29 protein-coding genes and 1 pseudogene are annotated in these 26374 nt (G+C 37.7%); 7 read left to right on the top strand and 23 right to left on the bottom strand.

Features of this window, described 5'->3' with window-relative positions; translation table 11 throughout:
• Positions 1-24: 24 nt before the first annotated feature.
• Complete coding sequence (locus ACKTRM_RS02815; protein WP_012116910.1) at positions 25-1062, bottom strand: flavin-containing monooxygenase; 1038 nt, start codon at positions 1060-1062, stop codon at positions 25-27.
• Positions 1063-1125: 63 nt separating this feature from the next.
• Complete coding sequence (locus ACKTRM_RS02810; protein ID WP_012116909.1) at positions 1126-2067, bottom strand: cation diffusion facilitator family transporter; 942 nt, start codon at positions 2065-2067, stop codon at positions 1126-1128.
• Between the two features lie 192 nt (positions 2068-2259).
• Between ACKTRM_RS02810 and ACKTRM_RS02805 the strand changes: the two genes are divergently transcribed.
• Positions 2260-2682, top strand: a complete 423-nt coding sequence (locus tag ACKTRM_RS02805; RefSeq protein ID WP_012116908.1) for a VOC family protein — start codon at positions 2260-2262, stop codon at positions 2680-2682.
• A 73-nt stretch (positions 2683-2755) separates the two neighbouring features.
• Here ACKTRM_RS02805 and ACKTRM_RS02800 read toward each other — a convergent pair whose 3' ends face one another.
• From ACKTRM_RS02800 to ACKTRM_RS02780, 5 genes are all read right to left on the bottom strand, one after another.
• Positions 2756-4102 (bottom strand): FAD-binding oxidoreductase, encoded by a 1347-nt coding sequence (locus tag ACKTRM_RS02800; RefSeq protein WP_012116907.1) that lies wholly within the window; start codon positions 4100-4102, stop codon positions 2756-2758.
• Between the two features lie 399 nt (positions 4103-4501).
• Positions 4502-4822, bottom strand: coding sequence for a hypothetical protein (locus tag ACKTRM_RS02795; RefSeq protein WP_012116906.1), 321 nt, complete (start codon positions 4820-4822; stop codon positions 4502-4504).
• Between the two features lie 265 nt (positions 4823-5087).
• Positions 5088-5273 carry a hypothetical protein gene (locus tag ACKTRM_RS02790; protein WP_032866847.1) on the bottom strand — a complete coding sequence of 62 codons (186 nt, stop codon included), beginning with the start codon at positions 5271-5273 and terminating at the stop codon, positions 5088-5090.
• Positions 5274-5426: 153 nt separating this feature from the next.
• On the bottom strand, positions 5427-5789 hold the full coding sequence (locus ACKTRM_RS02785) for a cupin domain-containing protein (RefSeq protein ID WP_012116905.1): 363 nt from the start codon (positions 5787-5789) through the stop codon (positions 5427-5429).
• A 35-nt stretch (positions 5790-5824) separates the two neighbouring features.
• A complete protein-coding gene (locus tag ACKTRM_RS02780; RefSeq protein ID WP_012116904.1) occupies positions 5825-6301 on the bottom strand; it encodes a DinB family protein in 477 nt (158 codons plus the stop codon).
• Positions 6302-6501: 200 nt separating this feature from the next.
• Between ACKTRM_RS02780 and ACKTRM_RS02775 the strand changes: the two genes are divergently transcribed.
• Entirely contained in the window at positions 6502-7467 is a 966-nt protein-coding gene (locus ACKTRM_RS02775) for a patatin-like phospholipase family protein (RefSeq protein WP_012116903.1), read from the top strand.
• Positions 7468-7561: 94 nt separating this feature from the next.
• On the opposite strand, the gene ACKTRM_RS02770 is transcribed toward ACKTRM_RS02775, so the two are convergent.
• Positions 7562-8854, bottom strand: coding sequence for an MFS transporter (locus ACKTRM_RS02770; protein ID WP_012116902.1), 1293 nt, complete (start codon positions 8852-8854; stop codon positions 7562-7564).
• Positions 8855-8870: 16 nt separating this feature from the next.
• On the bottom strand, positions 8871-9776 hold the full coding sequence (locus ACKTRM_RS02765; protein ID WP_012116901.1) for a bifunctional helix-turn-helix transcriptional regulator/GNAT family N-acetyltransferase: 906 nt from the start codon (positions 9774-9776) through the stop codon (positions 8871-8873).
• A gap of 353 nt (positions 9777-10129) precedes the next feature.
• Here ACKTRM_RS02765 and ACKTRM_RS02760 point away from each other — a divergent pair, with 353 nt between their 5' ends.
• Together ACKTRM_RS02760 and ACKTRM_RS02755 are read left to right on the top strand one after the other, a co-directional pair.
• Positions 10130-10447 (top strand): PadR family transcriptional regulator, encoded by a 318-nt coding sequence (locus tag ACKTRM_RS02760; protein ID WP_012116900.1) that lies wholly within the window; start codon positions 10130-10132, stop codon positions 10445-10447.
• Positions 10434-11003, top strand: a complete 570-nt coding sequence (locus ACKTRM_RS02755) for a DUF2812 domain-containing protein (protein WP_012116899.1) — start codon at positions 10434-10436, stop codon at positions 11001-11003. The genes ACKTRM_RS02760 and ACKTRM_RS02755 overlap by 14 nt, the downstream gene beginning before the upstream one ends.
• A gap of 107 nt (positions 11004-11110) precedes the next feature.
• Here the strand turns inward: ACKTRM_RS02755 and ACKTRM_RS02750 are convergent, their stop codons facing one another.
• The 8 genes and pseudogenes from ACKTRM_RS02750 to ACKTRM_RS02715 form a co-directional block, all read right to left on the bottom strand.
• The gene (locus tag ACKTRM_RS02750) at positions 11111-11791 is read right to left on the bottom strand and encodes an aspartate/glutamate racemase family protein (RefSeq protein ID WP_012116898.1); all 681 of its coding nucleotides are present in this window, start codon (positions 11789-11791) and stop codon (positions 11111-11113) included.
• Positions 11792-12492: 701 nt separating this feature from the next.
• Positions 12493-13269, bottom strand: coding sequence for a sulfite exporter TauE/SafE family protein (locus ACKTRM_RS02745; protein WP_012116897.1), 777 nt, complete (start codon positions 13267-13269; stop codon positions 12493-12495).
• 59 nt (positions 13270-13328) lie between these two features.
• Positions 13329-13556, bottom strand: coding sequence for a sulfurtransferase TusA family protein (locus tag ACKTRM_RS02740; protein WP_012116896.1), 228 nt, complete (start codon positions 13554-13556; stop codon positions 13329-13331).
• A gap of 33 nt (positions 13557-13589) precedes the next feature.
• Positions 13590-14754: pseudogene (locus tag ACKTRM_RS02735) on the bottom strand (MBL fold metallo-hydrolase).
• The gene (locus ACKTRM_RS02730; protein WP_041482177.1) at positions 14720-15289 is read right to left on the bottom strand and encodes a sulfurtransferase TusA family protein; all 570 of its coding nucleotides are present in this window, start codon (positions 15287-15289) and stop codon (positions 14720-14722) included. Before ACKTRM_RS02730 ends, ACKTRM_RS02735 begins: the two are co-directional and overlap by 35 nt.
• A gap of 56 nt (positions 15290-15345) precedes the next feature.
• Entirely contained in the window at positions 15346-15714 is a 369-nt protein-coding gene (locus ACKTRM_RS02725) for a rhodanese-like domain-containing protein (RefSeq protein WP_012116893.1), read from the bottom strand.
• Positions 15715-15747: 33 nt separating this feature from the next.
• Complete coding sequence (locus tag ACKTRM_RS02720; protein ID WP_012116892.1) at positions 15748-16230, bottom strand: DsrE/DsrF/DrsH-like family protein; 483 nt, start codon at positions 16228-16230, stop codon at positions 15748-15750.
• Between the two features lie 160 nt (positions 16231-16390).
• Positions 16391-16651, bottom strand: coding sequence for a metal-sensitive transcriptional regulator (locus tag ACKTRM_RS02715; RefSeq protein WP_003156141.1), 261 nt, complete (start codon positions 16649-16651; stop codon positions 16391-16393).
• A gap of 600 nt (positions 16652-17251) precedes the next feature.
• Between ACKTRM_RS02715 and ACKTRM_RS02710 the strand changes: the two genes are divergently transcribed.
• Complete coding sequence (locus tag ACKTRM_RS02710; protein ID WP_012116891.1) at positions 17252-17713, top strand: CarD family transcriptional regulator; 462 nt, start codon at positions 17252-17254, stop codon at positions 17711-17713.
• A 663-nt stretch (positions 17714-18376) separates the two neighbouring features.
• Here the strand turns inward: ACKTRM_RS02710 and cspC are convergent.
• The gene (gene cspC, locus ACKTRM_RS02705) at positions 18377-18580 is read right to left on the bottom strand and encodes a cold shock protein CspC (protein ID WP_003156143.1); all 204 of its coding nucleotides are present in this window, start codon (positions 18578-18580) and stop codon (positions 18377-18379) included.
• Between the two features lie 446 nt (positions 18581-19026).
• Positions 19027-19155 carry a molecular chaperone TorD family protein gene (locus tag ACKTRM_RS02700; RefSeq protein ID WP_223252796.1) on the bottom strand — a complete coding sequence of 43 codons (129 nt, stop codon included), beginning with the start codon at positions 19153-19155 and terminating at the stop codon, positions 19027-19029.
• A gap of 146 nt (positions 19156-19301) precedes the next feature.
• On the opposite strand from ACKTRM_RS02700, the gene ACKTRM_RS02695 reads away from it, so the two are divergent.
• A complete protein-coding gene (locus ACKTRM_RS02695; protein WP_012116889.1) occupies positions 19302-20330 on the top strand; it encodes a fatty acid desaturase in 1029 nt (342 codons plus the stop codon).
• Positions 20331-20871: 541 nt separating this feature from the next.
• Here ACKTRM_RS02695 and ACKTRM_RS02690 read toward each other — a convergent pair.
• Positions 20872-21207, bottom strand: a complete 336-nt coding sequence (locus ACKTRM_RS02690; protein ID WP_012116888.1) for a winged helix-turn-helix transcriptional regulator — start codon at positions 21205-21207, stop codon at positions 20872-20874.
• 177 nt (positions 21208-21384) lie between these two features.
• Between ACKTRM_RS02690 and ACKTRM_RS02685 the strand changes: the two genes are divergently transcribed.
• On the top strand, positions 21385-22359 hold the full coding sequence (locus ACKTRM_RS02685) for an NAD(P)-dependent alcohol dehydrogenase (protein WP_012116887.1): 975 nt from the start codon (positions 21385-21387) through the stop codon (positions 22357-22359).
• 867 nt (positions 22360-23226) lie between these two features.
• Here the strand turns inward: ACKTRM_RS02685 and ACKTRM_RS02680 are convergent.
• The 3 genes from ACKTRM_RS02680 to ACKTRM_RS02670 form a co-directional block, all read right to left on the bottom strand.
• Positions 23227-24240 carry an NADP-dependent oxidoreductase gene (locus ACKTRM_RS02680; protein WP_012116886.1) on the bottom strand — a complete coding sequence of 338 codons (1014 nt, stop codon included), beginning with the start codon at positions 24238-24240 and terminating at the stop codon, positions 23227-23229.
• A gap of 324 nt (positions 24241-24564) precedes the next feature.
• The gene (locus tag ACKTRM_RS02675; protein WP_012116885.1) at positions 24565-25314 is read right to left on the bottom strand and encodes an SDR family NAD(P)-dependent oxidoreductase; all 750 of its coding nucleotides are present in this window, start codon (positions 25312-25314) and stop codon (positions 24565-24567) included.
• 57 nt (positions 25315-25371) lie between these two features.
• Positions 25372-25947 (bottom strand): TetR/AcrR family transcriptional regulator, encoded by a 576-nt coding sequence (locus ACKTRM_RS02670; protein WP_012116884.1) that lies wholly within the window; start codon positions 25945-25947, stop codon positions 25372-25374.
• Positions 25948-26374 lie beyond the last annotated feature (427 nt).

The following is a 26374-nucleotide window of genomic DNA, read 5'->3' as shown; positions in this document are numbered from 1 at the left end:
ACGTAAGTTACTGCTCTCCTCTGTCTATCCACCGTTCATTTGTTTTACAATGTATTCAGCATCATTTCCTACACCTTGAAGCAGCGCTGAACCTCGCCTATGCTGCCAAGGCAAACCAATAAAATACAATCCTTCCACAGCTGAAACACCCCGGTGATGTATAATTCGGCCTTCCTTATCCAAAACACCTTCTATTTTCATCCAACAAAGCGGATTCTTAAAACCAGTTGCCCAAATGATATTGTTTACTTCTAATGAAGATGAATCTTTAAAAATCATTTCATTTTGCTTTCCGGCTATGACTCTTTGTTTTAAGATGATCTTCTTCTGTCTTATTGCATGTTTTAATTCATACCCAAATATGGGGTCGCCTTTCTTCTGAATGAACTTGCCTAATATTGATGTATGACTTGCATGTAAAACTCCTAATTTATCAAACCACCAAAAGATGCTTCTTTTTCCAATCCATAAAGGGAAATAAACCGGTTTATTACTGCAAGCCAAATATGTAACTCTTTCTTTGGATAATTCAACAGCTATCTGAGCCCCGCTATTCCCGCCGCCGACTACCAGTACATTCCCAGGCGCCAGTTGTTTTGAATGTTTATATTGTGAAGAATGTAATTGATGAATATGATCGGCTACATCCCTTGATATTGATGGAATGTTAGGGGTATGAAAAGGACCTGCGGCCATCACAAGATTCTTCGTTTGATATTCTTCCCGGTTTGTTTTTATTAAGAAATAGTTCTTTAATTTTTGGACACTTATTACTTCTGTCCGTAATTGGATCGGGATTTCAAATCTTTCAACATATTTTTTCAGATAAGCAGCAATTTCATTTTTTGAAGGGAGTCCATGCTTGTCTCCTTCAAGCTGCATTCCAGGCAAAGAGCTGTACATTCGAGAAGTAAATAAAACCAATGAGTCATACCGGTTTTTCCAGCTTTCTCCTACTTCATGACTTTTATCCAAAATGATAAACTTTTGTTTCGACTTCTTTAGATAATATCCTACTGAGATTCCTGCCTGACCGGCTCCGATTACTATCGTGTCGTACATATGAATCCCCCCTCCGGTTTTATCTTAATTGTCAGCAGACAAAGTGAGTCCCTATTTCCTTCTTTAATGATGATGATGGTCACGCGGATTCTCAGTTTGGGACTGACAAAGAATCGTATTGTCGTGATTATGCGCTGCTGTTTCCATTTGAATGGTTACATGTGTAATGCCTTTATCTCCAAGTTCATGTTCAATTTTGCGTAAAATACTTTCACTTTCAGAAATGGTCAGTTGATCGTTAACAACTGCGTGGCAGGAAAGAGCATTCAATCCGCTTGTGATAGACCATATGTGCAAATCATGAATGCTTTGAATTCCTTCTGTCTCTTCAATTGTATGAATGATGTCAGTGACATCGATATTTCCCGGAGTTCCTTCCATTAATACGTGAATGGAGTCTTTCGTCACATGGTAACCGCTTCTCAGAACAAGAATAGCCACAATGACACTGGCCGCTGGATCTGCCCAGCTCCACCCGAAGAAGATGATAAGGATCGCAGCCAGTATGGCACCTATAGATCCGAGCATGTCACTTATCACATGTAAGTAAGCCCCTCTTATGTTCAGGTTATTCTTTGTATCTCCGCCGTTCAGCATAATCCAAGCGACCAATATATTTACAGCTAACCCGATAATACTAATCGTCAGCATGCCGGTTGTTGCTACCTCCGGCGGATGAGAGAAACGTTTGATTGCTTCATAAATGATGTAAAGAGAAATCAATATTAATGCAACACCGTTTATCACAGCTGCGAGAATCTCAAATCGTTTGTAGCCGAATGTTTTATGATGACTTGCCTTTTTTTCGGCCAATTTAAAAGCAATCAGAGCAACCATTAATGAGATCGAGTCACTCAGCATATGGCCTGCATCTGACAAAAGCGCTAAACTATTGGTTAAAAATCCGCCTATCGCTTCTATTATCATATAACCTGTAATCATGATAAAAGAGATCAATAAAACCTTCTTATTGGATCCGCCAGCGTGATTGTGATTGTGACCCATAAAAATCTCCTCCTTATCTCATACACTGCATTTATTATTTCTTTTCTGTTATGAAGCATTCTAACATGGACAAAAAAATAACCATATATGATTATGTGCTCATATACGAATATATAGGTTCTTTACTGAAATGTCAAAATCTTTTCAATGAAAATTCCCGATACTTTATATTGCGCTTAATCAATGATTGCTATGAAGCCGCGGATTACAGTAATTACTTTAGGCGCAGACAATTTAGAAAAATCGCTTCACTTCTATCGAGATGGCTTGGGTCTGCCTACAGAGGGAATAGCCGGTACAGAATTTGAACATGATGCAGTTGCCTTTTTTGACTTACAAACAGGACTGAAACTTGCCATTTGGAACCGCAAAGACATCGCACATGAAACAAACGTTACGTTAACTGCGCCAAGCCCTGCAGAATTTACATTAGGACATAATGTTGGCAGTAAAGCTGAAGCCGATAAAGTCATGGAACAGGCAAAACAGGCAGGAGCAACGATAACTGATCCCGCTCATGATACTTTTTGGGGCGGATACGCCGGTCACTTCCAAGACCCCGATGGACACTTATGGGAAATCGTTTGGAATCCGCACTGGGATGCAATTGAATAACCAAATTTAGCAACAATAAAAACACACCTGAATGTTCTGGTGTGTTTTTTATTTGTTTCCAAAAACGATCAAACTATTTATACGATGGCGGGATGCTTTGCGGAAAACGGAATACATTTTCGGGATCGTATTTCGCCTTTATTCTTTGAAGCCTTGCAAAGTTTGAGCCATAATACGCTTTTCCGAAGTTCTCGATATTTTGATCCGGAACATTCACATATGAACCTGTTACATATGGTTTCATCAGCTGACGCACTCTTTCAACTGATGCAAGATTCGAAGCTTCTTGTGATTTATTTTTCCAACTGGCCGTCCATTCCGTATAAAACAATGGTCGGCGCCAATAGAAGGCTGTTTCACTGCTTGGAACTCTGCTTATCGCGCCGCCCCAATTGATAAAAAAGAAATTGGTTTCTGTCCCGGTCGCTTTTTCCAAAAATTGTCTCATTACTGCAATAGGTTCTTCCGGCCAAAGATTGAGCGCCCACGCCGAAGAGAATTTAACACTCTGATCCGATCTGCCGGGAATCGGTTCGTCAGGATCTAAGAAATCTATACAATCCGGGTAGTATAGTGTTTTGATTACTGTTTGTGCCGGTGTTCCGGCATTTAATAAAGGTTTTAATAATTGAACCAGCTCTGGTTTTGAACCGAGGAACAATCCTTCCGCATGGCACAAGCCATTTACTTTGCTGTAAATCTCAAGATAGCATCCTAATCGTTCGTCTGTAAACGGCGCCCATTTTTGCCACGCTTTAAATACCGTTTCTAACTGTTCCCACGGCCAAATGATATTAAAGACGGTTGCGGTTTTAGGGGCACGGTGAACTTTGAATGTATATTGGGTGTTATATCCGAAATTGCCTCCCCCGCCGCCTCTGGAAGCCCACAGTAAATCTTCATTGCGGGATTGATTTGCTTGAATAATCCTGCCTTTGGCATCTACCATTTTCAGTGCGAGAAGGTTATCGCTTATCAGGCCGATCGATCGGGAAAGCACTCCAAATCCGCCTCCCATTGTGATTCCTCCGATTCCGACGGTTGGACTGTCTCCGAACGGGGCCATAAAACCTTCCCGAGCTAAACCTTTTACAAGCGGGCCGACGTGAATGCCGGTTTGAACGGTTGCTACCGCGTTTTTTTCATCTAAGAAAACTTTATTCATGTCACTCACATCAATAACAATCCCATCACTTACCGTGGAAAGATTTTTATCCAGAGCATGGCGGCCGCTTCTGACACGCATAGGCACATTCTTCTCACGAGCCCATTTAATAGCATTACTTACATCGTATGAATTTTGTGCAAAAACAAAGACAAGCGGACAGACATCAACATAAGGGTTCCAATTCTTAACCGCCTCTGTATAGCCGGGGTCCCCTTTGAAGATGACGCGTCCCGTTAACTGTGCTGATCCCATCTATTTCACTCCCAATAAGCATTTGATTCCGATACCAGTATATGTAGGAATTGGACAAATTCTTAGACAGATGTTCTGCAAACTTAAAAATAGACACATATACGCGAAGATGATATAAAAACAAAAAAAGACAAGAGCGGCAAGCTGCCGAAACTCTTGTCTCTCCTGCCTTTTTTATCATGATAGGCACTTACATTTATTGGCGTGATATCCCGACCAAGCTATGGAAGTCCATAGAAAATTATGTTTGCCCTGCCATGCGTGGTTCTGCTGAGACACCGGCTGAGCAATCTTTTTGCTTGATCCCCCGACAAGAATCTTATTCTTTATCGTTTTTGCACCCCTGTACGGATAACATCGATACACATTGAATCTTATCTTTCAAATGATGAAAAGCTCTTATTTTTTCTTCTTGTGCTTACGTTTGCATTCCTGTTTTTTCTCTTTCTTATGACGTTTTTTACATTTCGCTTTTGCTGCTAATTTTGCCGCTTTTACCTTTGCTTCTGCTGCTGCTCTTGCCGCTTCTGCTGCTCTGGCTCTTGCTTCTTCCGCTCTTGCTATTGCCTCTTCCGCTCTGGCTCTCGCTTCTGCTTCTCTTGCTGCTTCCGCTCTTGCTGCGTCGTCCGCCATATCAAAATCATGGCCTAGGTCACAGGCTTCGTTGTATGGCTTTTTCTTCTGGACGTACTGTTGATCTTCACCTTCGTTATAATACATTACGCCACTCCTTCTCTCATTTTTTAATCTTTACATACTATGTAAATAAATAACTGCAGCTTGGACTGGTATTTTGATGAACCAGCACATTTTAGGGCAATTTTGATTTATCGATACAACAGATTCTGGATGCTTGATGAAACTTGAATGATTGACGATTATAATAAGCAGCGTAAAAAGGGAGACTGCGAAAAAGGATGCTGCACGCTGCAGCATCCTTCTGTACCAACTTTTTATTGAACGATTGGAAAGTGTTTTTTGACTTTTAGTTTGCTTGCTGTGTTTGTTTTACTGGTTCTTTGCTAAAAAGTCCGACAATGTTCCACAAGATAATTGCAGCAGCTATGATTACACGAGTCGTACTGACTTCTTGGTTAGTAAACAATTTATAGCCATATACTGATCCCAATGCTGTTATGCAAAAAATATTGAACCATTTACTCCAACGCAATTAGAAAACTCCTTATAAAATGATTACATTTCCAAACAATGTATTATAATATTAACAAAATTTTTAATATTTTCATTCTTAATTGGTTTTCCTGATCATTTTCTCTAATCGTCATTCGATCTTTCAGATTTTTGATCGTTTTTTTGTTACAGGCTAGACCCAGACATCATTTTCAGCTGTTTGATCAGTTATTTCCTGCCCGGTATTCACAACACCTTTAGGTTCTACAAGCAAAATGTTACACTCTGATTCTGCATAAGGTTTATGTTCAACATTTTTCGGAATGACAAACATTTCACCTTCATTTAATGTTACTTCTCCATCACGAAATTCAATGATTAAATTACCCTCAATGACAATGAAGACTTCATCTGTTTCGTCATGCTTATGCCAAACAAAATCCCCTTGTACCTTAACAAGTTTAAATTGATAGTCATTCATTTCAGCGATTACTTTTGGAGACCATTGATCTTGGAACGCAGCTAATTTCTCTTGAAAATTAATCGGTCTATACATTCTTTCCCCTTCCCGTGTAAAACTCAATCATTTAACTAGTCCCAAATTAAAGGCCTGTCAACCTCAGCAGTTCTGAGATAGTCTAAAAGCTGACCGGTATGTACGGACTCATGGTAAGCGATTCTTAATAACATGTCTCCTAGTTCGCGAATATATCCAACATCAGACCTGTCAATCTTTATATTTGTTAAATCTGTTTCGTTTAACGATTTGATGAATGTCAAAAACTCGGCCCGATACGGTTTTGCAAATTCTAATTCTTCGCTTACAGTGGTAAACATTTTTGATTCATAAGGATTAATAGTTTCCTCTGAAAACTCACTCATATTTTTCATTAAAATTTGATGATAAAGAAATTCTGCTTCTAATATGTGTCTTATCATTTCTTTACACGACATGGCTTCGGAATCCGGGCGCCAGTCCATTTTTTCCTCAGGTATAGCTGTCCATAACTTGATGCTTCGCCGTCTCACCTCTTCAAAATGTAAAATAATAAGGTCAATTGTATTCAAGTGTTTTCCCCCTTTTATTTTTAAATAATTCTCCTTTCTCCCGGAAAAAACCTCTTCAAATAAAAAACATATTCTTTCCCGACTCGCTGGATTGATAATCAAACCATTTTTAAGATAAAGAGATATTCATTCATCCATACAATAGACTCTGGTTGAACATATACTAAATGATAGTTTTCATCAGAAAGGAGAAATCAGCTTTGGCAAAATATCGGATCATGACCTTTGACGGGGGCGGTACCTTAGGTGCTTTAAGTTTACAGCTATTGAACAGACTGGCTGAACAAAATCCAGCATTAATAAGCCGAACCCATGTATTTGCGGGAAATTCAATCGGTTCATTTACTGCCCTTGCATTAGCAAGCGGAAGATCTCCGAAGGAAACACTTCAGTATTTTGAGGATGAAATCCTGCCCGCATTCAGCACTTCCCGGCCGGGCGGACCTGTTTTCAATCAACAATTACCATATTCCGGTTTTATTAAAGCGGTACGAAACTTTTTCCCGCCAGGCCTTCGTCTTAAAGATGTAAGAAAACGAATTGTTGTCCCTTCATTCAAATTATACTCCCCAGCACTGGATCGTTGGACGCCCGTATTATTTCACAACTTTCCCGGCTCTCCCTATTTAAATGAGAAAGTGAGCGATGTCATACTGCGGAGCAGCGGTGCTCCCGCGACGCAGCGAGCCTATCAAAACTACGTGGACGGATATGTAGTGGCAACGAACCCCAGTACGGCCAGTATCGCGTTTGCGGTTGGTAAAGCCAACGTGCCACTGGATCAAATTGCGGCGCTATCCATCGGTACAGGTGAAGCCCCGACTCGGTTAAGAAGAGATACGAGGGGGTGGGGAATGGTAAGTGCGGATAACATACGTCCCGAAAATCTGAAGAACCTTCCTCCAAATTGGGGAGTCCTTTTGGACAGGTCGCCTAATGAACCATTACTGCCATTTCTTCAGATGATCTCCGGCGGAAATGGCTACTATGAATCTATGGTCAGCGCGAATCTGCTGGGAGATCGCTTTTTCCGGTTAGATCCGCGGATTCCTAACTTCTCCAAAACAGACCCTTCCGTGGTTCCCGCTGTCATTGAAATTGCGAACAAAACCAGCTTACAGCCTGTGAATACATTTATAGAGAAAAACTGGAACAACAACCATTAAGTAAGTTAGAAGTTTATAATAATTCAATGAACAAAAAATACCAAGGGACTCAAAACCCTTGGTATTATTAATGCGGCCGAGAGGGTTTGGACCTTCACGGGGTATTCACACGCTTGGATACTGTTTCATTTGAAGCTGAATCGGTCTTCGGTTTTTGTTCTTTTTTTATTTTCACCGTTTCAGGCAGTAAGAAAGTAAATATTGCCGCTCCCAACAAAATAATAATTGAGAAATAAAAAGAAAGATCATAGTTACCCATTTCACTATAGAGAAAACCTGGTACATAAGCTCCCAGCGCTGATCCTATCTGATGGCTCAGGAATAACCAGCCTAAAATAAAACCAACTGAATATTGTTTAAAATATTGCGTGGCTAACATTTGAGTAGGAGCTACAGTTGCAAAATCAACTAGTCCAAACAGGGTGGCAAAAATAAGCAATATGACCGGATGATGACTATATAACAGGATACAAATTGATAATGCGCGTATGACATATAAAAGAATAAGCATCTTTTTACTGCTCCAACGGTCTGCCGCAATTCCTGAAATAATGATCCCCAAAATATTAAATCCCGCCAACACACTAACTGCAGCACTGGTTACACTTGTTGAAAATCCATGGTCATGAGAAAAAGGGATAAGGTGGGTATCCATCAGCCCTGTAGTTGTAAAACCGCATATAGCAAAAGGTAATATTAAAAACCAGAATTGTTTCTTGCAAAACACTGTCCAAACAGAAAAGTGGGCCGTATGCTGTTCACTTTCAGCTTCTGCTTTCATAAAACCGCCCATAGGAGATAGCCCCATCTCGCCGGGATGATTCCGTAAGAATAACAGTATGACAGGAAACACAATAACCATTAAAATCAGACCCAAAATCACTACAGTTAACTTCCAGTTAAACCATTGAATCAAAATGAGAGATCCGGGAACAAGAAGCATCTGACCCGCGCCAAACCCTGCCTCCATAATTCCAAAAGCAAGTCCGCGTTTTTCATTAAACCAATTTGTAACAACCACTGTTGCGGCTACATTGGATGCCCCTCCAACACCGACTGAGATAACAATTCCGTAAAGGATAAATAATTGCCATGGATGATTTACAAAAGAAGTCAATATAAAGCTGATCCCGACTACGAAAGTGCTGACTGACAAAATCATTCGGGGACCTAATTTATCAACCAGCCTCCCTATTATGGGCTGAGATATGCCATATATGATAAAACTCAGAGTGGAAATAAGTGAGATTGTTCCTCTATTCATAGAAAAATCTTTTTCCCATGGTTCAACAAAAGCTCCAAATGAAAGACGCGCGCCTTGAACCGCTAAAAAGGTGAAAAAAGTGACAAACACAATGATCCATGCATAGTGATATTTTATTCGCATCCTATCCCCCCTCACTTTATAATTCCAAATCCCAGCGCTCTTCTATTAAATTTGATCCCCATAAAGGTTTTTCTTCATGAATTTCTGTAATTTCGAATCCGTTTTTTTTATACAAGGGCCGGGCTGTTGACATGTCTCTTACCGTCCAAAGAAATATACGCTCGTATCCATTTTCTTTACAATATTGAACAAGTGCCTTAATCAGACGGCTGCCGACACCTTTTCTTTGAAAAGACGGATCGACTAAGAACCACCTTAACTGTCCTGTTTTTTCATCGTCATTCACTAAGCCGATACAACCCGCAAATTGATTCCCGCTTTCTGCCACCCATATTTTTTTAATATCAGCTTTAAACGTATCGTGAAGATAGGATAAAAATGTATCATCCCAGCCATGGGATTCGGCATAAAATAATCGCTGTTTCTCAATTATGTTTTTGACATCCTCTGAAGTATAATAGTCTCTTATTGAAATCGGAGATTCTTTATCATAAAAAGAATGCTGCAAAATGTTTTGAATGGTTTCCATTGAATGTACAAGTTTTTCTTGTTCCTCTTTGTCTATGCGTTCAAGGATATATTCAACCTGCTGATTCGCTTTTTTCTCCAGACTTTTATAAATACTTTCCCCTGATGCGGTTACGTAAAGGAAATGATTGCGTCCGTCTTCTCTGCATTTTTGCTTGTATATGAAGCCTTTTTCTTCGAATTTTCTGACGATTCTGCTCACATATCCTCTGTTCAAGTCTAACCTTTCTTGAATGATTTTTGCTGTACAATCGGCCGTATTATAAATTTCGTATAAAATCCTTGTTTCTGTTAAAGAGAATGGACTGTCATAAATATGTTCATTTAGAAAGCCTAAAATATCTGTATAAAATCTATTAAATTGTCTGAATGCCAAAACACGTTTTGTTTCCAAATTGATGAACCTCCTCCAAAAGATTGACTTAAGCAACTTTTTTCCATCGTAATCGAAACAGTTGCTTAAGTCAACTATTAATTTTCATCCCCTTTCAATTTGATGATTTTCTTACCGTAAAAAACACATTGAAAATAAACGACACTGCTACATCGGAAATCAGCTGCGTACCGCGATAAATTCTTTTTGGCGTCAATATGGACATACAAAAAGTCGCTTCCCATTACGTAAGAAAAGCGACTTTTTAGATTTGATTTTCAAGTTCCTTTGACAAATTTTGAAAAGACCATTGACTATTCAGTTGAACTGTATTAAGTTTAACTATATAGTCAAACTGAATAGAGGATGAGGATATGAAACATAAATTATTACCGCTGTCTGAAACCATGCATTATATTTTATTAGCTCTGCGGGAGCCGCTTCATGGCTATGCCGCCATGCAGAAGATCGAAAAGATGAGTAACGGAACTGTTATTTTAGCAGCCGGCACATTATACGGCGCGATTGAAAACTTGAATAAGCATGGCTGGATTGAACCTGTTGGAGAGTCGGGCCGGAGAAAAGTTTATATGATAACTGCGGAAGGAAGCGCCATTTTGAAAATGGAACAAAACAGGTTACTGCATATTTTATCCCTGTACGAAGGAAGTGAATCGAATGAAGACATTTAAGATGTTTTTTGATATTGAAAAAGAGGAGCAATGGCTGAACGAGCAATTACAAAAAGGCTATCGCTGTACAAATATCAGCGGATTAGGAATATACACTTTTGAAAAAACCGACAAGAAATATGTGATGCGACTGGATTATCAAGATTATTTATCAAAGAAAAAGTTCAAAGACTACAGAGAGATATATGAAGACTTCGGCTGGAGTTATATAAACAGCCCATGGCTTAGCGGAACTCGGTATTGGCAAAAAGAAGATGATGATCAAAATGAAATTTTCTCGGATCGCCAATCAAAGAGTAATTATTATAAAAGATTAATGGGATTTTCATCTTGTTTTGGGTTACTGTGCTTGTTTTATTCTTATTTGATTTACAAGGATTCAGGTTTGTATTTAGCTGAAGGTCTGTGGAGTATGGAAGGCGCAATGTTTTGGAAAGCATTTTTATTTGAAACTCCATTTGCCCTTTTGAGGTCGCTTCCCGCTCTTATGGCTGTTGTCTTCGGCTGCAGTTACTATAAAGCGTATCGAAAGTATTCAATGTTAAAAGAACAATAACGCGGGGAAGTTACATTCAAAGAAGTAACTCGAGGATCAGGTATCTGCCGAAGCCGGGCGCTTTAAAGGAAAAAAAGCGCCCTGAATTTGCTGATAAATCAGACGGCTTATTTTGTTAATGATACATACTTATTTACAATGGCTTGAGCGAGACAAGCTGATGAATCAACAAAGGTAAGTTCGCTGCTTTTTTGATCCGTGACCATATTTAAATCCGTACATGCAATGATAACCGTATCAACCTTTTCTGCTAATTCACGGTGTAATTCATCATATAATGTACCAGCCTCATTGATTTGACCTTGTTTAATCTTTTCTATTATGTGATCGACATAGATTTGCCAACTAACTTGATGTAAAAAATCATAACCTTCTCTGTTTAACGCTTCTTGAAATATTCCAGATTGAACCGTAGGAACAGTGGCTAAAAGAGCTGCTTTTTTTGAGCCTTTAGGTATTTTATTTATGGTTTCATCAACCATGTTTAGTAAAGGGACTGAAATCGATTTTTTTATTTGATTAAAATAGATATGTGCGGTATTACATGGGATTGCAATAAAATCAACACCCGTTTTTTCAAGCTTTACAGCCCCCTCAATAATTGCCTTTTCCATGTCCGTATGATCGAGAGGTTTATTCATATAGAAAGGAGTCGGACAAGAATAAATCATCATATGAGGGAAATCCATGTCATGTATTGCTCCATATATTTTTTGGCACTCGTCTACTACCTTATCTACAAATGGCCCAGTAGATTTTGGCCCCATTCCTGCCAGTATTCCAATCATAATTGTCCTCCTCTGTAAAAATGTGTACGAATACGATCACGATGAGTTATTCTTGTGTTACGCATCTGAATCTGCTCTCATTTCTTTTTGGCTGTCTTCTCCTATTTTATCATTTCAATAATCGAAAAAGGGACTTTAAAAGATAGCTGGCAAACCAGACGACTTGCTTTAAGTAACGGGGAAGCTGCAAACAAAAAATACCAAAAGTGTCAGAACCCTTGGTATCATTGTGATGCGGCCGAGAGGACTTGAACCTTCACGGGTTATTCACCCGCTGGGCCCTCAATAAAGCGAAACTGTGTTTTCTATTACAAAACCTTTATATATTAGTGTTTGTTTATATTGATCATGTTATTTACAAAGATTTATTCATATTGTGGAGTAAAAATGGAGTCGTTTTTTTCATCACCAGAAAGTTACATGACATGTCTCGGGTTCCATGTTTGTTAAAATCACCATCTTCGTTTTAAAACGTACAGGTTTATAGTGTCCCATAACGCTGTCCTAAATAAAACACTGGACGCAACTAAATCAAATGTTTTTCACCGCACTATAGTCAAGACTTGCCCAAGTCACCATTATCAAAAAGAATTTCATCAAGCACTTGAAACATTTATTGAACGTGAGCAAGTGTTATAACATGAATAAGAAACCAAGGAGTGATGAATCTTTTAATCTTTCATTTTACCCGCTAACTCATATCAAAGGAGCTCTAACCAAATTTTAATAGCTGTCGCACTTATTAATAACGCTAAAATCCATTGCAGGAATTTTGTATTTACTTTTTGCCCAACAGATGCGCCAATAGGAGAAGCAATTAAACTGGCAATCATAAGAACCAGAGCCGGTGCAAAAAGAACCTGGCCCGTGATTACTTTTCCAACTGTTGCGCCAATAGATGAAAGAAATGTAATCGCAAGAGATGAAGCGACTGTGATTCTAACAGGGATATTTAAAATCGATAACATAATGGGGACTAGGATAAAGGCGCCGCCAGCTCCTAAAATACCTGATACGCCACCAATGATAAACGCTAGGGACGAAGCCAACCATTTATTAAATATCACTTCTTCGTCTTCGCTATGTTCTTGTCCTTTTTTAGGTATAAACATTAAAATAACTGCTAGTATAGCCAGAATTCCGTATATAAAGTTAATTCCTTTTTCAGATATATAATGAGAAAAGTAACTCCCCAATACACTCCCTAAAAGGATGCTGCTTCCCATGTACATAATTAATGCTTTATTTAAAAAACCACTTTTACGATAAGCCCAAACACCGCCAAGTGTCGCAAAGAAAACTTGAATAGCCCCTATCCCTGAAACTTCATGGGCAGTTAATGACATCACTCCCACTAAAGAAGGAATGTATAATAACATTGGATAATTAATAACTGATCCGCCAATACCTATCATTCCGGAAATAAAGGCACCAATAAACCCTATAATGAAAAGAGTTGTGATAAAGGCAATATCCATTTTGGTTCCTCCTTTCAAAGAAAAAGGGCATCTTTGTATTCGATACCCTTTCACATTCATTAGCCTTTTTTAATCCAGAATTTCAATACATCGCCTTCATCAGTTTGCTCTAAAAGGTCATGCCCGCCTGATTTAGACCAAGCTGCAAGATCACTTTTAGCTCCCTTATCTGTTGCATGCACTTCTAATATTTGACCTGATTCCAGTTCATTCATCGCTTTCTTTGTTCTGACGATTGGCATTGGGCATGCCAGGCCTTTTGCGTCTAATACTTTATCTGATTTCATGTTCGTCTCTCCTCTTTTTAATAGAAACTTGTGTTACTGTATTGCACAGCGGTTTGGACCAATCTCCATTTCACGCTGTTTTTCTTCATCCGGGCTGATTTTCCCCATGTTTGTTTCTCGAATCTCTTGGTATGCATTTGGCTGCGGAGGCAAATGATCTGTTACTAAGTGTCTAAATTCTGTTTCATCCGCAATGTTCAAACCATGGTTCTCGCTAAATAATGTGCGTAGTTTTTTACCAACACTTCCATTCTCATTTAGCTCGTCAATGATCATAAAGTGTGCCGGTAATACAATTAAATCCTTTGATAACGTTTTGTAACGGCTATAAAGCGTTGTTCTTAAATCTCCTGCCCAATCTTCTGCCATACCGGCTAAGTCTGGTCTGCCAATTGAATCAATAAATAAGATATCACCTGAAAGAAGATACTGATCATCAACAATGAAAGAAGTGGAGCCAACGGTATGTCCGGGAGAATAAATGGGTTGAATTTTAATCTTTGTATTTCCAATGATGATATCATTTCCTTCTTCCAACGGCTGATAATCGAATACCGCTTCTTCAGCATCTTTAGGCGGTAACCAGTAGGTTCCTTTTGTTTTTTCAGCAATGACTCTGCCGCCTGAAATATGGTCTGCGTGAAGATGTGTATCAAATACGTGAGTAATCTCCGCACCCTTCTCTTTCGCAAAGTCTATAAAAATATCCGCCATACGTGTCGCATCAATCATCGCCGCTTCACCATTGGAAATGACCATGTATGATAGGCAGCCCTTACCGATTCGAACAAACTGATACATTTCACCGCCATCTTTTAAATCCCCGACTTTTACCGGTTCTAAATGTTCGCTCCATGCTCTCATTCCGCCCTTAAGATAGGATACAGAATGACCTGCTTCAGAAAGCATTTCGGATACCATGACAGATGAACCTTCTTTTGCACAAACGACCAGCACTTCTTTATCAGAAGGAATTTTCTCCAAGATATCTTCTACGCCATCTAAAAGATCGAAATACGGTACATTTAAATGGTCAAAATAATGTCCTTCAATCTTCCAATCGCTAAAATCATTTTCATTACGTACATCCAAAATAAATAAAGATTCTTTGTGAAAGATTTTTTGTGTGACTTCTTTTGCGGTAAGTGCTTGCACGGTCATGTTTACCTACCTCCTTTTTCTGTTTGACCTGTCCAATCCCGCATACCGGGAATAACATTAATAACCTTTTTAAAACCTTGTTTTTTCATGGTGTGCGCTGCCATTTCACTTCTTCTTCCTGAATGGCAAATAATATAAATTTCATCATTTTTGTTTAATTCGTTAGAGCGCTTTTCCACTTCGCCAAGAGGGATATGCACCACTCCGGGGATATGGGCTTCTTCATACTCCTCTATCTCTCGTACATCTAAAATGTGAAGAGACTCATCACGATCCACTTTCTGTGTGAAAGCTTCTAATGAAATCTCAGGAATTGAAGATGCATTTTCTGATGAATGCTCTCCTCCTTTTCGAAGAAAGTGACGAAGGACTTCTCCCTCTGTTTCAGTACCTAGATATTCATGGCCTGAGCTTTTTGCCCATGCTTGCAGATCTGCCGCCGATCCTTTATCTGTTGCTTGAATTTCTAATATGTCACCAGCTTTTAATTCTTTTATTTTCTTCTTTGTTTTTACGATTGGCATTGGGCATGACAAGCCTTTAGCGTCTAATACAATATTTGCTTTCACGATTTTTTCCTCCTTTTCTTATATAGGGGCGGGGGTATACAAATAAATAAAAATCGGTGTTAATGCCATGTATTCATACCCCCTTTTATATTTGTGATATGTTTAAACCCTTGTTTCTTCAATATTTTACTTGCCTTTACACTTCTCATTCCGCTTTGGCAGATCACAAAGACGTCTTTGTCTTTCGAAAGCTGATGAGTTTGACGAGGCAAGTCAGATAAGGGAATATTGTTGAACCCTTTAATATGCCTTGTACGGAACTCATGGGGTGTTCGTACATCGATAAACTGTTTATCTTTATTTTTCAGCTCTGACTTTAAATCAGCAGTTGTTATTTGTTTAACACCATGCAATGGGAAAAAACGTCGAAATACGATCCACAGTAAAAATAAAATGAGTAAGGTATTGATGATTACACCGCTGCCCATCGTGATTCATAGCCTCCCTTGCAATGAACAACATTAGATAAATAAGTTGACATTGCCTTCTTCAGCATCTGCCAAATAAGCAGCTACACCAGCATAGTCGATATCATCTAATAGTTCTTTTTCCTGTAAACCAAGAAGATCCATTGTCATCGTACAAGCTACGAGCTTTACACCTTGTTCTTGAGCCATCTCAATCAACTGAGGCAACGTAAGTGCATTATGCTTTTTCATCACATTTTTAATCATTTTAGGGCCCATACCTGCAAAGTTCATTTTAGATAAACCCATCTTATCAGCACCGCGAGGCATCATCTTTCCAAACATTTTTTCAAGAAATTCTTTTTTCACTGGAATCAGCTCTTCTTTACGTAAAGCGTTTAATCCCCAAAACGTATGGAAGATCGTCACTTCATGATCGTAGGCAGCTGCACCATTTGCAATAATATAGGCTGCCATTGCTTTGTCATATTCGCCGCTAAATAAAACAATTGTTGTGCGTTTTGTTTGTTTTGTCATGTTTATTCTCCTGACTATCCACTATTACCCCTGGGGGTATATTAGAATTAAAATTTTTTTCGAAAGATCTCCTATTATTCAATCCAAAATACCGGTAGGGGTATATTATAATAAATATAAAAATCCGTCAACCTTAAAGATGATAGGTTGATGAATTTTTTTATCGGCTCTTTACCAATAAGTCGACCGCTTCTTTTACTAAGTGTTGTGTGTCTTCTCCCTTTTCTAAACTTTCACGAACACAATGTTCAAGGTTTGTGCTCACAATCAAACCCATTGCTCGATCGATCGCATTACGTGAAGCAGCTAGTTGGGTCACAACCTCTCTGCAATCTTTTCCTTGTTCCATCATGGTCAATACACCTTTTATCTGTCCTTCTATCCGACGTAAGCGATTTTTAATCTTTTGATCATATTCCATGCGTTGAACTCCTTCTTTGAAATTTATATATTTGCATGTTATCAACTATCACTTCATACTATGCTTTATCACACTACATTATTAACTAGATAATGTTTGTGAATTAATATTATACCCTTACAGGTATACTGTCAATTTTCAAGACGGCATGAGAATGATTATAAAGAGTTAATATTAGTCCCCCCCTGTTTTACGTTAAACCCAAAAGATTAATCACAAGAAGTCTCCATATTTACTTAACATGCTCTTAATTGTATGATTGGTATCCTCGAGGAGAAGAAGACATCGAAAAAGTAAAAAAGTAAACAAACCTAGGATTCAATTGCTGTCATTGATGTCAAGTCATGAACTCCTAAAGGAAATTTAATAACTCATTTTCAACGAAAAACTGATCTCTGTTAATTAGTCGAGATTCCAAGATATACACGGACCAATTGACCTTTCCTTTTTTAGGAATCGCACAGGTTCCCTCTTGTTTTGATGTTGTTTTTTAAAAAAGTTATTGACACCAATAAATGACCATGTTATCATTAAAAATTTGATATCTCACTCCATATATGGTAACCTTAAGTTAAGTTCCCATATATGGAGGTGGATTATATGTTTCAAATTGGCGATAACATTGTTTATCCAATGCACGGAGCAGGTACAATTGAAGCCATAGAAGAAAAACAATTCTTAGAGGAAAAACAACAGTATTATGTCATAAGAATGTCAATCAGTAATATGACAGTTATGATTCCAACGCGTAAAATATTGAGTTCAAATATACGGCCAGTTACTGATATACGTGCATTAAAACACATTATACACATTTTTCAGCATGGAGAATCAGATAAGTTACTGCCGTGGAAGCAAAGGTATATAGTAAACACGAACAAAATAAAAACGGGTGAAATACAAGAAGGCGCTGAAGTTGTACGTGATTTAATGCGAATGAAGAAAGAAAAAGCACTTAATTCAAGCGAAAAAAAAATGTTGGATAATGCATATGAATTTTTGATTAGTGAACTGGAAGTCATTAAAGGAATCACTGAAAAACAAATAAAAAGTTTCTGCTAAGGTTAATTTTAAATAATGTTTTGCATTCCAAAAAGCACCCGCAAGTTTTCGGAATATTACGATTAAAATATTTCAAAGACGCTTAACTTCATCAACTTACTTTTAGAACATTAACCTCTTTTATTATTCCTACAATCTAATCTGTTTTTATTATTAAAAATTTCTTCAACGAACATTTGATGTTTTATCAAAAAACTCGATGAAATAGTCACTTGATTTTTGTAATCCTGATTCACACTGGCACGGACAAGGAGCCGTAAGGATGGAAGAGAGGCAGGGCTTTCATTGTTTTAGGTCTAAGTGATTATTTTCAGAAGAAAAAACAACCACTCCCCTCTTTATCTTTAAGAATTTCTTACATCTGCTTCCACAGTGAATAGCAGTTGGTTATCTTCTTTTCGTAAAAGAGATATGCGAATTGTAACAAAGAATAACATACAGTGATATTGAGAACATAAAAACAAATCATTTATATATATTCCACATATCGTCAATCCAGTATGTTATACTGTAAACAATCCTTTGAGGTTTTAAACCTTTTTCTTACCTTGTAGCAACTGTCCCTACTCGAACGTTGAGTAGGGTTTTTTTATTCAGTATGATACAGAGAACATAAAAAAACAGGCCCTATATAAAGAGCCTGTTTGTATAAACGATTGAAGATTAAGCAGTTTTTTGAACGTTAGCAGCTTGAGCTCCACGAGCACCTTGCTCAACGTCAAACGTTACTTTTTGACCTTCGTCTAAAGATTTGAATCCGTCACTTTGGATTGCAGAAAAGTGTACGAATACATCGTCTCCATTTTCACGTTCGATAAATCCAAAACCTTTTTCTGCATTAAACCATTTAACTGTACCTTGTTCCATTTTTGTTGCCTCCTAGTGTGTTACACATTGTATTACTATCCTTGCCCAAAGTATCATCAAGACGAAAAGTCGATATTCATACTATCCTTTACACGAACAAAAATAATTCTCCTTTATCATATCACGAAACGGAAATAACTGCAAATTAATAATGTGTTCATTCATGTTTTATTTGTTAAACCTGTCGATACCAGTGCAAAATAAGATGCCTATTAATAGCTATGGTTTGAAAACACCGTGAAAATGAATCACGAGTGCCTTCAAACCCAGTACTTCATATTGATTGTTAAAGGTTTCTTTAAAAAGCTCAGCTGTTTCTTGTTCAAGCACAAAATATTCTTGGCTGTTCACTGGTATAGCTTTGTTTCTGCACATGTTTCCAAACGATCACTCAGGTATACCCCTATTTTAACGGTATTAACTTGTCATGTTTGTTCCTCAAACAATCAAAGTTTACGGTCTAAATAAACCGATTCACATTGGGGAGCATGGAGAGAGTTTGGCCCGATAAAGAGCTGGGTATAATCTTCATACACCTTTTGTATTCCGGCTGGTTCTGCTAATAAAGATTTAATCGGCCTGGAAAAAAGTATCTCATTTCCAATAATTTCATAAACAAATGGGGAAGATACTTATCATCTATGGTGTATGACGCTGTGACTTCAAAGACAAACGTTTTCGATACATAGAAGAACATCAGGGAAGGGGAAATTTTTATAAAATGAATGAACAAAACCTAAGGACTTTGAGAAAACTGGTTACACCCTATGAAAAGTCCGATTTACAAAAAAGTATATGTCAAATCATTAACACATTGGTGCCATTTTTCCTGCTATGGTATTTGGCATATAAGAGCTTGTCCATTTCTTATTTCCTTACATTAGCCATTTCTGTCGTTGCAGCAGGTTTTTTAGTAAGAACCTTCATCATCTTTCATGATTGCTGCCACTATTCCTTTTTTAAGAACCGAAAGGCGAATCGAATCCTTGGAACAATTACAGGAATTCTGACTCTGCATCCGTTTGATCATTGGGCACACGATCATTCTGTCCATCATGCGACAAGCAGCAACCTGGACAAACGCGGTACGGGCGATATTTGGGTACTGACTGTTGAGGAATATAAAGAAGCCTCAACTAAGACAAAAATAATGTACCGTTTGTACAGAAATCCGTTTGTTATGTTTATTATCGGACCGATTTACGTCTTCGGGATTACCAATCGTTTTAATCGTAAAGGGGCAAAACGCAAAGAACGGATGAATACATATGTAACGAACCTGGGGATCGTCGCTTTGGCAGCACTTTTATGTTGGGCTATCGGCTGGCAAACCTTTCTGCTGGTCCAGACGCCAATTTTTATGATATCGGGATCCCTTGGAATTTGGATGTTTTATATTCAGCATACGTTTGAGGATTCATATTTCGAAGAAGATGAGCATTGGGAATATGTAAAAGCAGCCGTTGAAGGAAGCTCTTTTTATAAGCTTCCAAAAGTCATGCAATGGTTAACAGGCAATATCGGTTTCCATCATGTTCATCATTTAAGCCCAAGAGTCCCAAACTATAAGCTTGAAATCGTGCATAACAACACTGAACCATTGCAAAACGTTCCGACCATCACACTGGCAACAAGTATTAAGTCGTTAAAGTTCCGCCTATGGGATGAAGAAGGCAAAAAATTTGTTGGTTTTACCCACTTAAAAAAAACTTCTAAAAGCCAGGTATCAGCTCGGGTAAGAACGGATTAAATAAACGCCCATAATCGATGATAATGGGCAGTGTATCTTGCAGAATAAAAGTGCAGACTCGCGCAAAGATTTTGTGCAGAGGTCAGCACTTTTTTAATGCCACATGCACTTACAACAAAAAATACCAAAGGTGTCAAAACCCTTGGTATCATTAGGATGCGGCCGAGAGGACTTGAACCCACGGGTTATTCACCCGCTGGGCTCTCAATTGGGTGCATCCATGTTATATCCTTCATTTACTTATATCCATTGCACACATTTACTCGTTTTTATTACTTTATCAGCCATCTTGAAGACTTAAAATTCCCTAATACTTCACCACTCGGAAACCCTCCAAAGAATAATCATTATTATAATATCGAACAATCATATTAATATTGTCAAAACGTTCGTTTTTGAATCACCTTGTTCATACTTCTATCAGTTTATAATTGAAATGAATTCGCCAATCTCTTCTACAAATAAAAAAACATTTATTTACAATTAATTTTTATTTTGTTATTCTACTCGTGATCATCGTTTTCTTTGTATATTCATTTTATTATGACTTTGATTTTTCTAATTGGTTTTCGCCCCATAAAAGAAGTTGTTCAAATATAGGGTTCAGCTCTAGTCCTGCCCTAGTCAATGAATATTCTACTCTTGATGGAACTTCATTATACTGAACTCGTTGAACAATTCCGTATTCAATCAGATCCTTTAATGATTGATTGAGCATTGTTCCTGTAATTCCATACACTTTACGCTTTAACTCATTATATCGAATATCATTGTAACTACATAGTACAGCTAAGATTTTTAAATTCCATTTTCCCGCTAATATATTTAATGCATAACTTGCTGGAGCTATCGCTTTATTTAGCTCACTTTCAGTCATATTTTATCCACTCCTTAGTCAGTTTTTCCTTACTTAGTCAGTTTATATTGAGTACTTGTTAAATCTTTTCCATTTATTATAATCAAATATGTAAACCCTGTCACCCATGTATTAGAGAGCTAAATTGATCATAAAACCCTTCAAGTTTATACTTTTTCAAGGAGATGGAGTGAGTAAATGAAAAGTGAAAAGATGCGTGCTGCACAATATACTAAATATGGATCACCGAATGTTCTTTTTGAAGATTCTATATCAAAACCTGTTATAGAAACTGGAGAAGTACTCATTCGTGTACATGGGTCGAGTGTAAACTCTATGGATACGCTATTTCGATCAGGCAAGCTGAAACTATTAACGGGTAATCAATTCCCAAAAGGAACAGGGGCAGACTTTTCTGGTGAGGTTGTTGAGGTAGGATCGAACGTAAAAAATTATCAATTAGGTGATAGAGTGTGGGGAGTTCTTCCTATGAATTTAAGGAGCCAAATTGGTAGTGCCGCTGAATATGTAGCTATATCACCTGAGAAAATATCTAAAATTCCTACAAAGGTTGATCTCTTACAAGCCGCGGCATTGCCTGGTGTAGGTGTTACTGCAATTATTGCCTTAAAATATAAAACGAAACTTAGAAAAGGCGAAAAGTTACTTGTACGTGGTGCAAGTGGAGGAGTCGGAAGCATTGCGATTCAAATTGGCAAAATGTTGGGTGCTCATGTAACTGCTCTTGCAAACGAAAAACATCTTACTTTTCTTCAAGAGCTAGGTGCAGACGAAGTATTTGATTATAAAAAAACATCTCCTACTGATCTTAAAAAGTTTGATGTAGTCATGGACACAGTGGGAACTGACCTCAAACATTATAGGCGCTTGCTTGCAAAGAACGGTAGAATGGTTACTATTGGATTTCCTAGTTTTTCGTCCTTCATATATATATTAGCTTCAACTACTTTCGGTTCTCGTAGAGTTCGCACATTCAGCGCAAATCCCAAAAATGAACTTCTAAAAGAATTAGCATCTTATGTAGATTCCAACAAGGTCAGACCAGTTATTGATAGCATTTATTTTTTATCTGATGTTGCCAAAGCTCATCATTCCTTAGAAGCTGGAGGTGGACGAGGAAAACGTATCATAAATTTACTTGATAAAAAATAAACCATCATTTCAGGATAAAATGGACGCTCATTTCTTGTAAAAGGCGTTGCTCCATTTGCGGCGTTATTAGGCGGGGCTTTAGATGGATTGAGATCAACTCAATTTGCTGATGCATTCAGTACTTTAGCCACTATAATATAGATCGTCTTTTCACCAGTACCAAGAATAGTATGAATAACCGAAAAAGGTATAGTGGAAAATCTGTAATTTCAATTAACAAAAAAGACCAATACTCTTGTGAGTTTGGTCTTTTGGATTACTTCATATATGCGGTTGAGAGGAGTCGAACCTCCACGGGTTTAACCTCACTAAGCCCTCAACCTAGAAAGTTTTGGTAAGCAAGTCTTCTCCCATAGCTGTATTTTCCGCACAAAAAAATAATACCAAAGGTGGTCAAACCCTTGGTATTATTGGTATGCGGCCGAGAGGACTTGAACCCACGGGTTATTCACCCGCTGGGCCCACAATAAAGTGATTCTTTATTATGAATTACAAAAGCCTATAATATCAGCATTTGTTTATTTTGATTATGAGTGTTTACTTCGATTTATTTTTATTTGGGAGTAAAAATGGAGTAGGTTTTCATTTCAAGACAGTTAATGTCTTGTTACTGGTGACATGTCTATTAGAGTAACCGCCTAACTTAATTACATTTCAACATTTTTTATAAGAACAATTGAAATAGCTAGTTCTCCATGTTTTATAATGAACTCCGGCTTGATGAAGTTTTTCTATGATTTGATCTAGGTTTTTATCTTTCCATTTCTTAATCAGCAGAACTCGCGGTTTGTAACACCTTATTATTGCCTTTCAAAATCCTTTGCATAAACGATCTCAACTTTAATGACTGCTTTCTTCGTATTCCCCTTAAAATTGAATAATCACTTTCCCTTTTGGCCGTCCATTTGCGACTAGTTCTAGCGCTTCATTTACATTGTCTATGGTGAATTGTGTTGGATGAATTGCTGGAACAATGTTGTTTTCTTCAATGATTTTGGTAATCTCTTTAAGTTGTGCGCCGTCAGAACGAACGAAGATAAAATGGTATTCCACGTTTTGTTTCTTGGCTTTGCGATCATACTTTGCGCCAGCAAGGGAAAATAGCATTTGTTTCCACGATGGGAAATTTCGGTCTTTTCCGAAACGTTTATTTGGTCCTGTACGGAGAGAGAGCAATCTTCCGCCCGGTTTGATGATACTCAATTCACTGTCAAATTCTTTAGGTCCCAATGTATCAATTACGTAATTCACATTCGACAACAAGTCAACATAGTTTTCTATTGTATAATCCAAATATTGGACTGCACCCATTTCCAAAGTGCGTTCGCGCGCTTCTGAGCTGCCACTAACAATGACATTTAGGCCCATTGCCTTTGCGATTGGTACCGCCATTTGACCAAAGCTGCCTGATCCACCTGGAATGAAAACAGCTTTACCTGACTCTGCCTCCAGTTCTTCATGTAGACCTTGATACGCTGTGAGTCCAGCCAGTGGTGCAGCAGCGGCTTCCACGTAAGACAAATTTTTGGGCATTGGTGCAATTGCGGCAGCGTCAATTGCAGCATATTCCGCAAAAGCACCAATTTTTTCGAGAGGGAGACGTGTATAGATGGCATCTCCTACGTGAAATTCTGTCACTTTTTTTCCGACTTTTTCGATAACACCTGTCAATTCATTACCAAGCGTTAATGGGAATTCATAATCTTGAATCAGTTTCACGCTACCTGTAATAATTAACATTTCGAGTGGATTGACCGCCGCAGCTTTGACCTTTACCAAGACTTCATTGTCAGCGATCTCTGGAATTGGAATTTCATTAATTTGGACATGGGGATTTTTTGAATATTTGGTGATCTGAGCAGCTCTCATGAGTGTTTCCATTTTTATTAGCACCCTTCCGTTGAGTTGCTTTTATTAAGTTTCTTTACCTTATTTTTATTATTTTCACTGTCTACTTCATTTTTCTACCCTCAATATAATTCTTTTTATAAAGATCTTATATTATTCCAATCGTTTAGGTGGAGGGAACCTTATTTTAAGATCAACCCACCACCTAAACCTTAAATACTCACAAAATTATCTTTTTATTCAATTGGGACTGTTGTCTTTTAGAACGTTCATTCTCAAATAATTAAACTTTTTGAATCGCTACTGCAAAGAACCTATGTTTATCAGCCACCCCAACACGTTATTTTTGTTAATACATTAAACGCCTAGTATTGGATAGATTTGATCTCTTAAATTGAAATTGTAGCTTTCATCTACAATACCTACGACTTTATCGTTGTCATAAAGTTCCATCATAAAACCAGCCATTTGCTTAGCTGTGTGATACATTGGCATAAAGTTTTTGTAATCAAATTCTTCTACATCCTGTGCAGTTTTCTCAAATTCTGTTTCAGTCACTGCTGGTGCTAAAACTTTTGCCTTCATTTTTGCACTTTTAAGCTCCAGTTCTTTTGCAAGCCCTTCTGTAAATGCACTAACAAAATATTTAGATGCAGAATAGGTAATACCACCAATATAAGTCGCATATCCAAGTGCGGAGGATACATTAATTAATTGTGTTCCCTCTACATGAGAATAATCTCGCACAAATAGTGTGGAAAGAATCGCCAACGTCTCTATATTAAGACGTAACATGGATTCTACTTTCTCTAAATTCTGGTCCGTCACAGAAGAAGATTCACCAAGACCAGCATTATTAATCCACGTCTCAATTTGATACTCCTTTAAACTGTTATACAGTGTGTATGCCTGATCTGTTATCGATAGGTCACTTGTATGAATAATAACATCTAAATCAGGATTTATATTATGAATTACTGATTTAAGCCCTTCTAATTTCTCTAATCTTCTAGCTACAATAATTAAGTTTTTGCCGCGAGCAGCAAATTCCAATGCAGTTTCATATCCTATACCTGAACTTGCTCCTGTAATAACTGTGTATTTCATATCATTCTCTCCTCGAAACCATATTTTTAATTAACTAATCGATATCACAAAATAGATTTAGTCTAGTGTCGACAAAGTGAAATTAATAATACTTTCTAATTTCTCTTTATCATTTGTCGTTTTTGTTAATACTCGTATTCCTACGAGTGAATTATGAATAAATTGAGAAAGCCCTTTGATGTCATTGTGTTTAGGAATTTCACCTTGATCTTGACCATGTTTTAGCAGATCAAATAATAAGGCTTCTGTATTTATAAAAATCTCTGTCGTTTTTTTCGCTACTTCTTCATCAATTAGGGATAACTCAACAGCTGCATTAACAGCTAAACACCCTTTTGGCTGCTGTTGTGTCGAATCAATCACCATTTCAAATAATTTTCGTATCGACTGCTTCACTGTTAATTCTGTTTTCACTTCATTCTTCATTCGGCCTTCCATTATTTCTACATAATGATTTAAGACTCGCATAAATAAAGTATGTTTGTCGCCAAATGTATCATAAATACTTCTGCGGTGAACGCCCATATGATCCACCAAGTCTTGCATGGATGTTTTTTCATAGCCCTGTTCCCAAAAAAGAATCATTGCTTTTCTTAATGCCTTCTTTTCATCAAATTCTTTATTTCTAGCCATGTAATCCCACCTTCGAACATATTCAGGGAAAGGACTGAGAATCATTGATGTACTAGAAGCACAATCTTATACATTCATTCATCCCTCCCTCATTCTGAAATAATTAAAGAATGATCATTCTCTTTTGAGTAGCAAAACAGTTAGATCTAACGTATTTCAAGTATATCAAATTTAAGAACGATCAGTAAAGAATTTAGAATTAATTATGTGTTTTATATGGCTATGTATGGCTACTACCTGAATTTTAACGAATATCGCTCCTTTTTATTTTTCATCAAATCATTTCTTTAATGTCATTGACGGCAGGTCATAGAGCATACTGGTGTGTTTTCGAAAATACCCCTCATTTCAGTAAAGTTCCCCGCTGGAATATTCACACTTTAGACACGAACTAGGAACTGTAGAAGAGTTTCCCGGATTTTCAAAC

This window comes from Bacillus sp. D7-8, assembly GCF_052055895.1.
GTDB lineage: Bacteria > Bacillota > Bacilli > Bacillales > Bacillaceae > Bacillus > Bacillus velezensis.
This window is presented reverse-complemented; position numbering and strand designations above follow the sequence as displayed.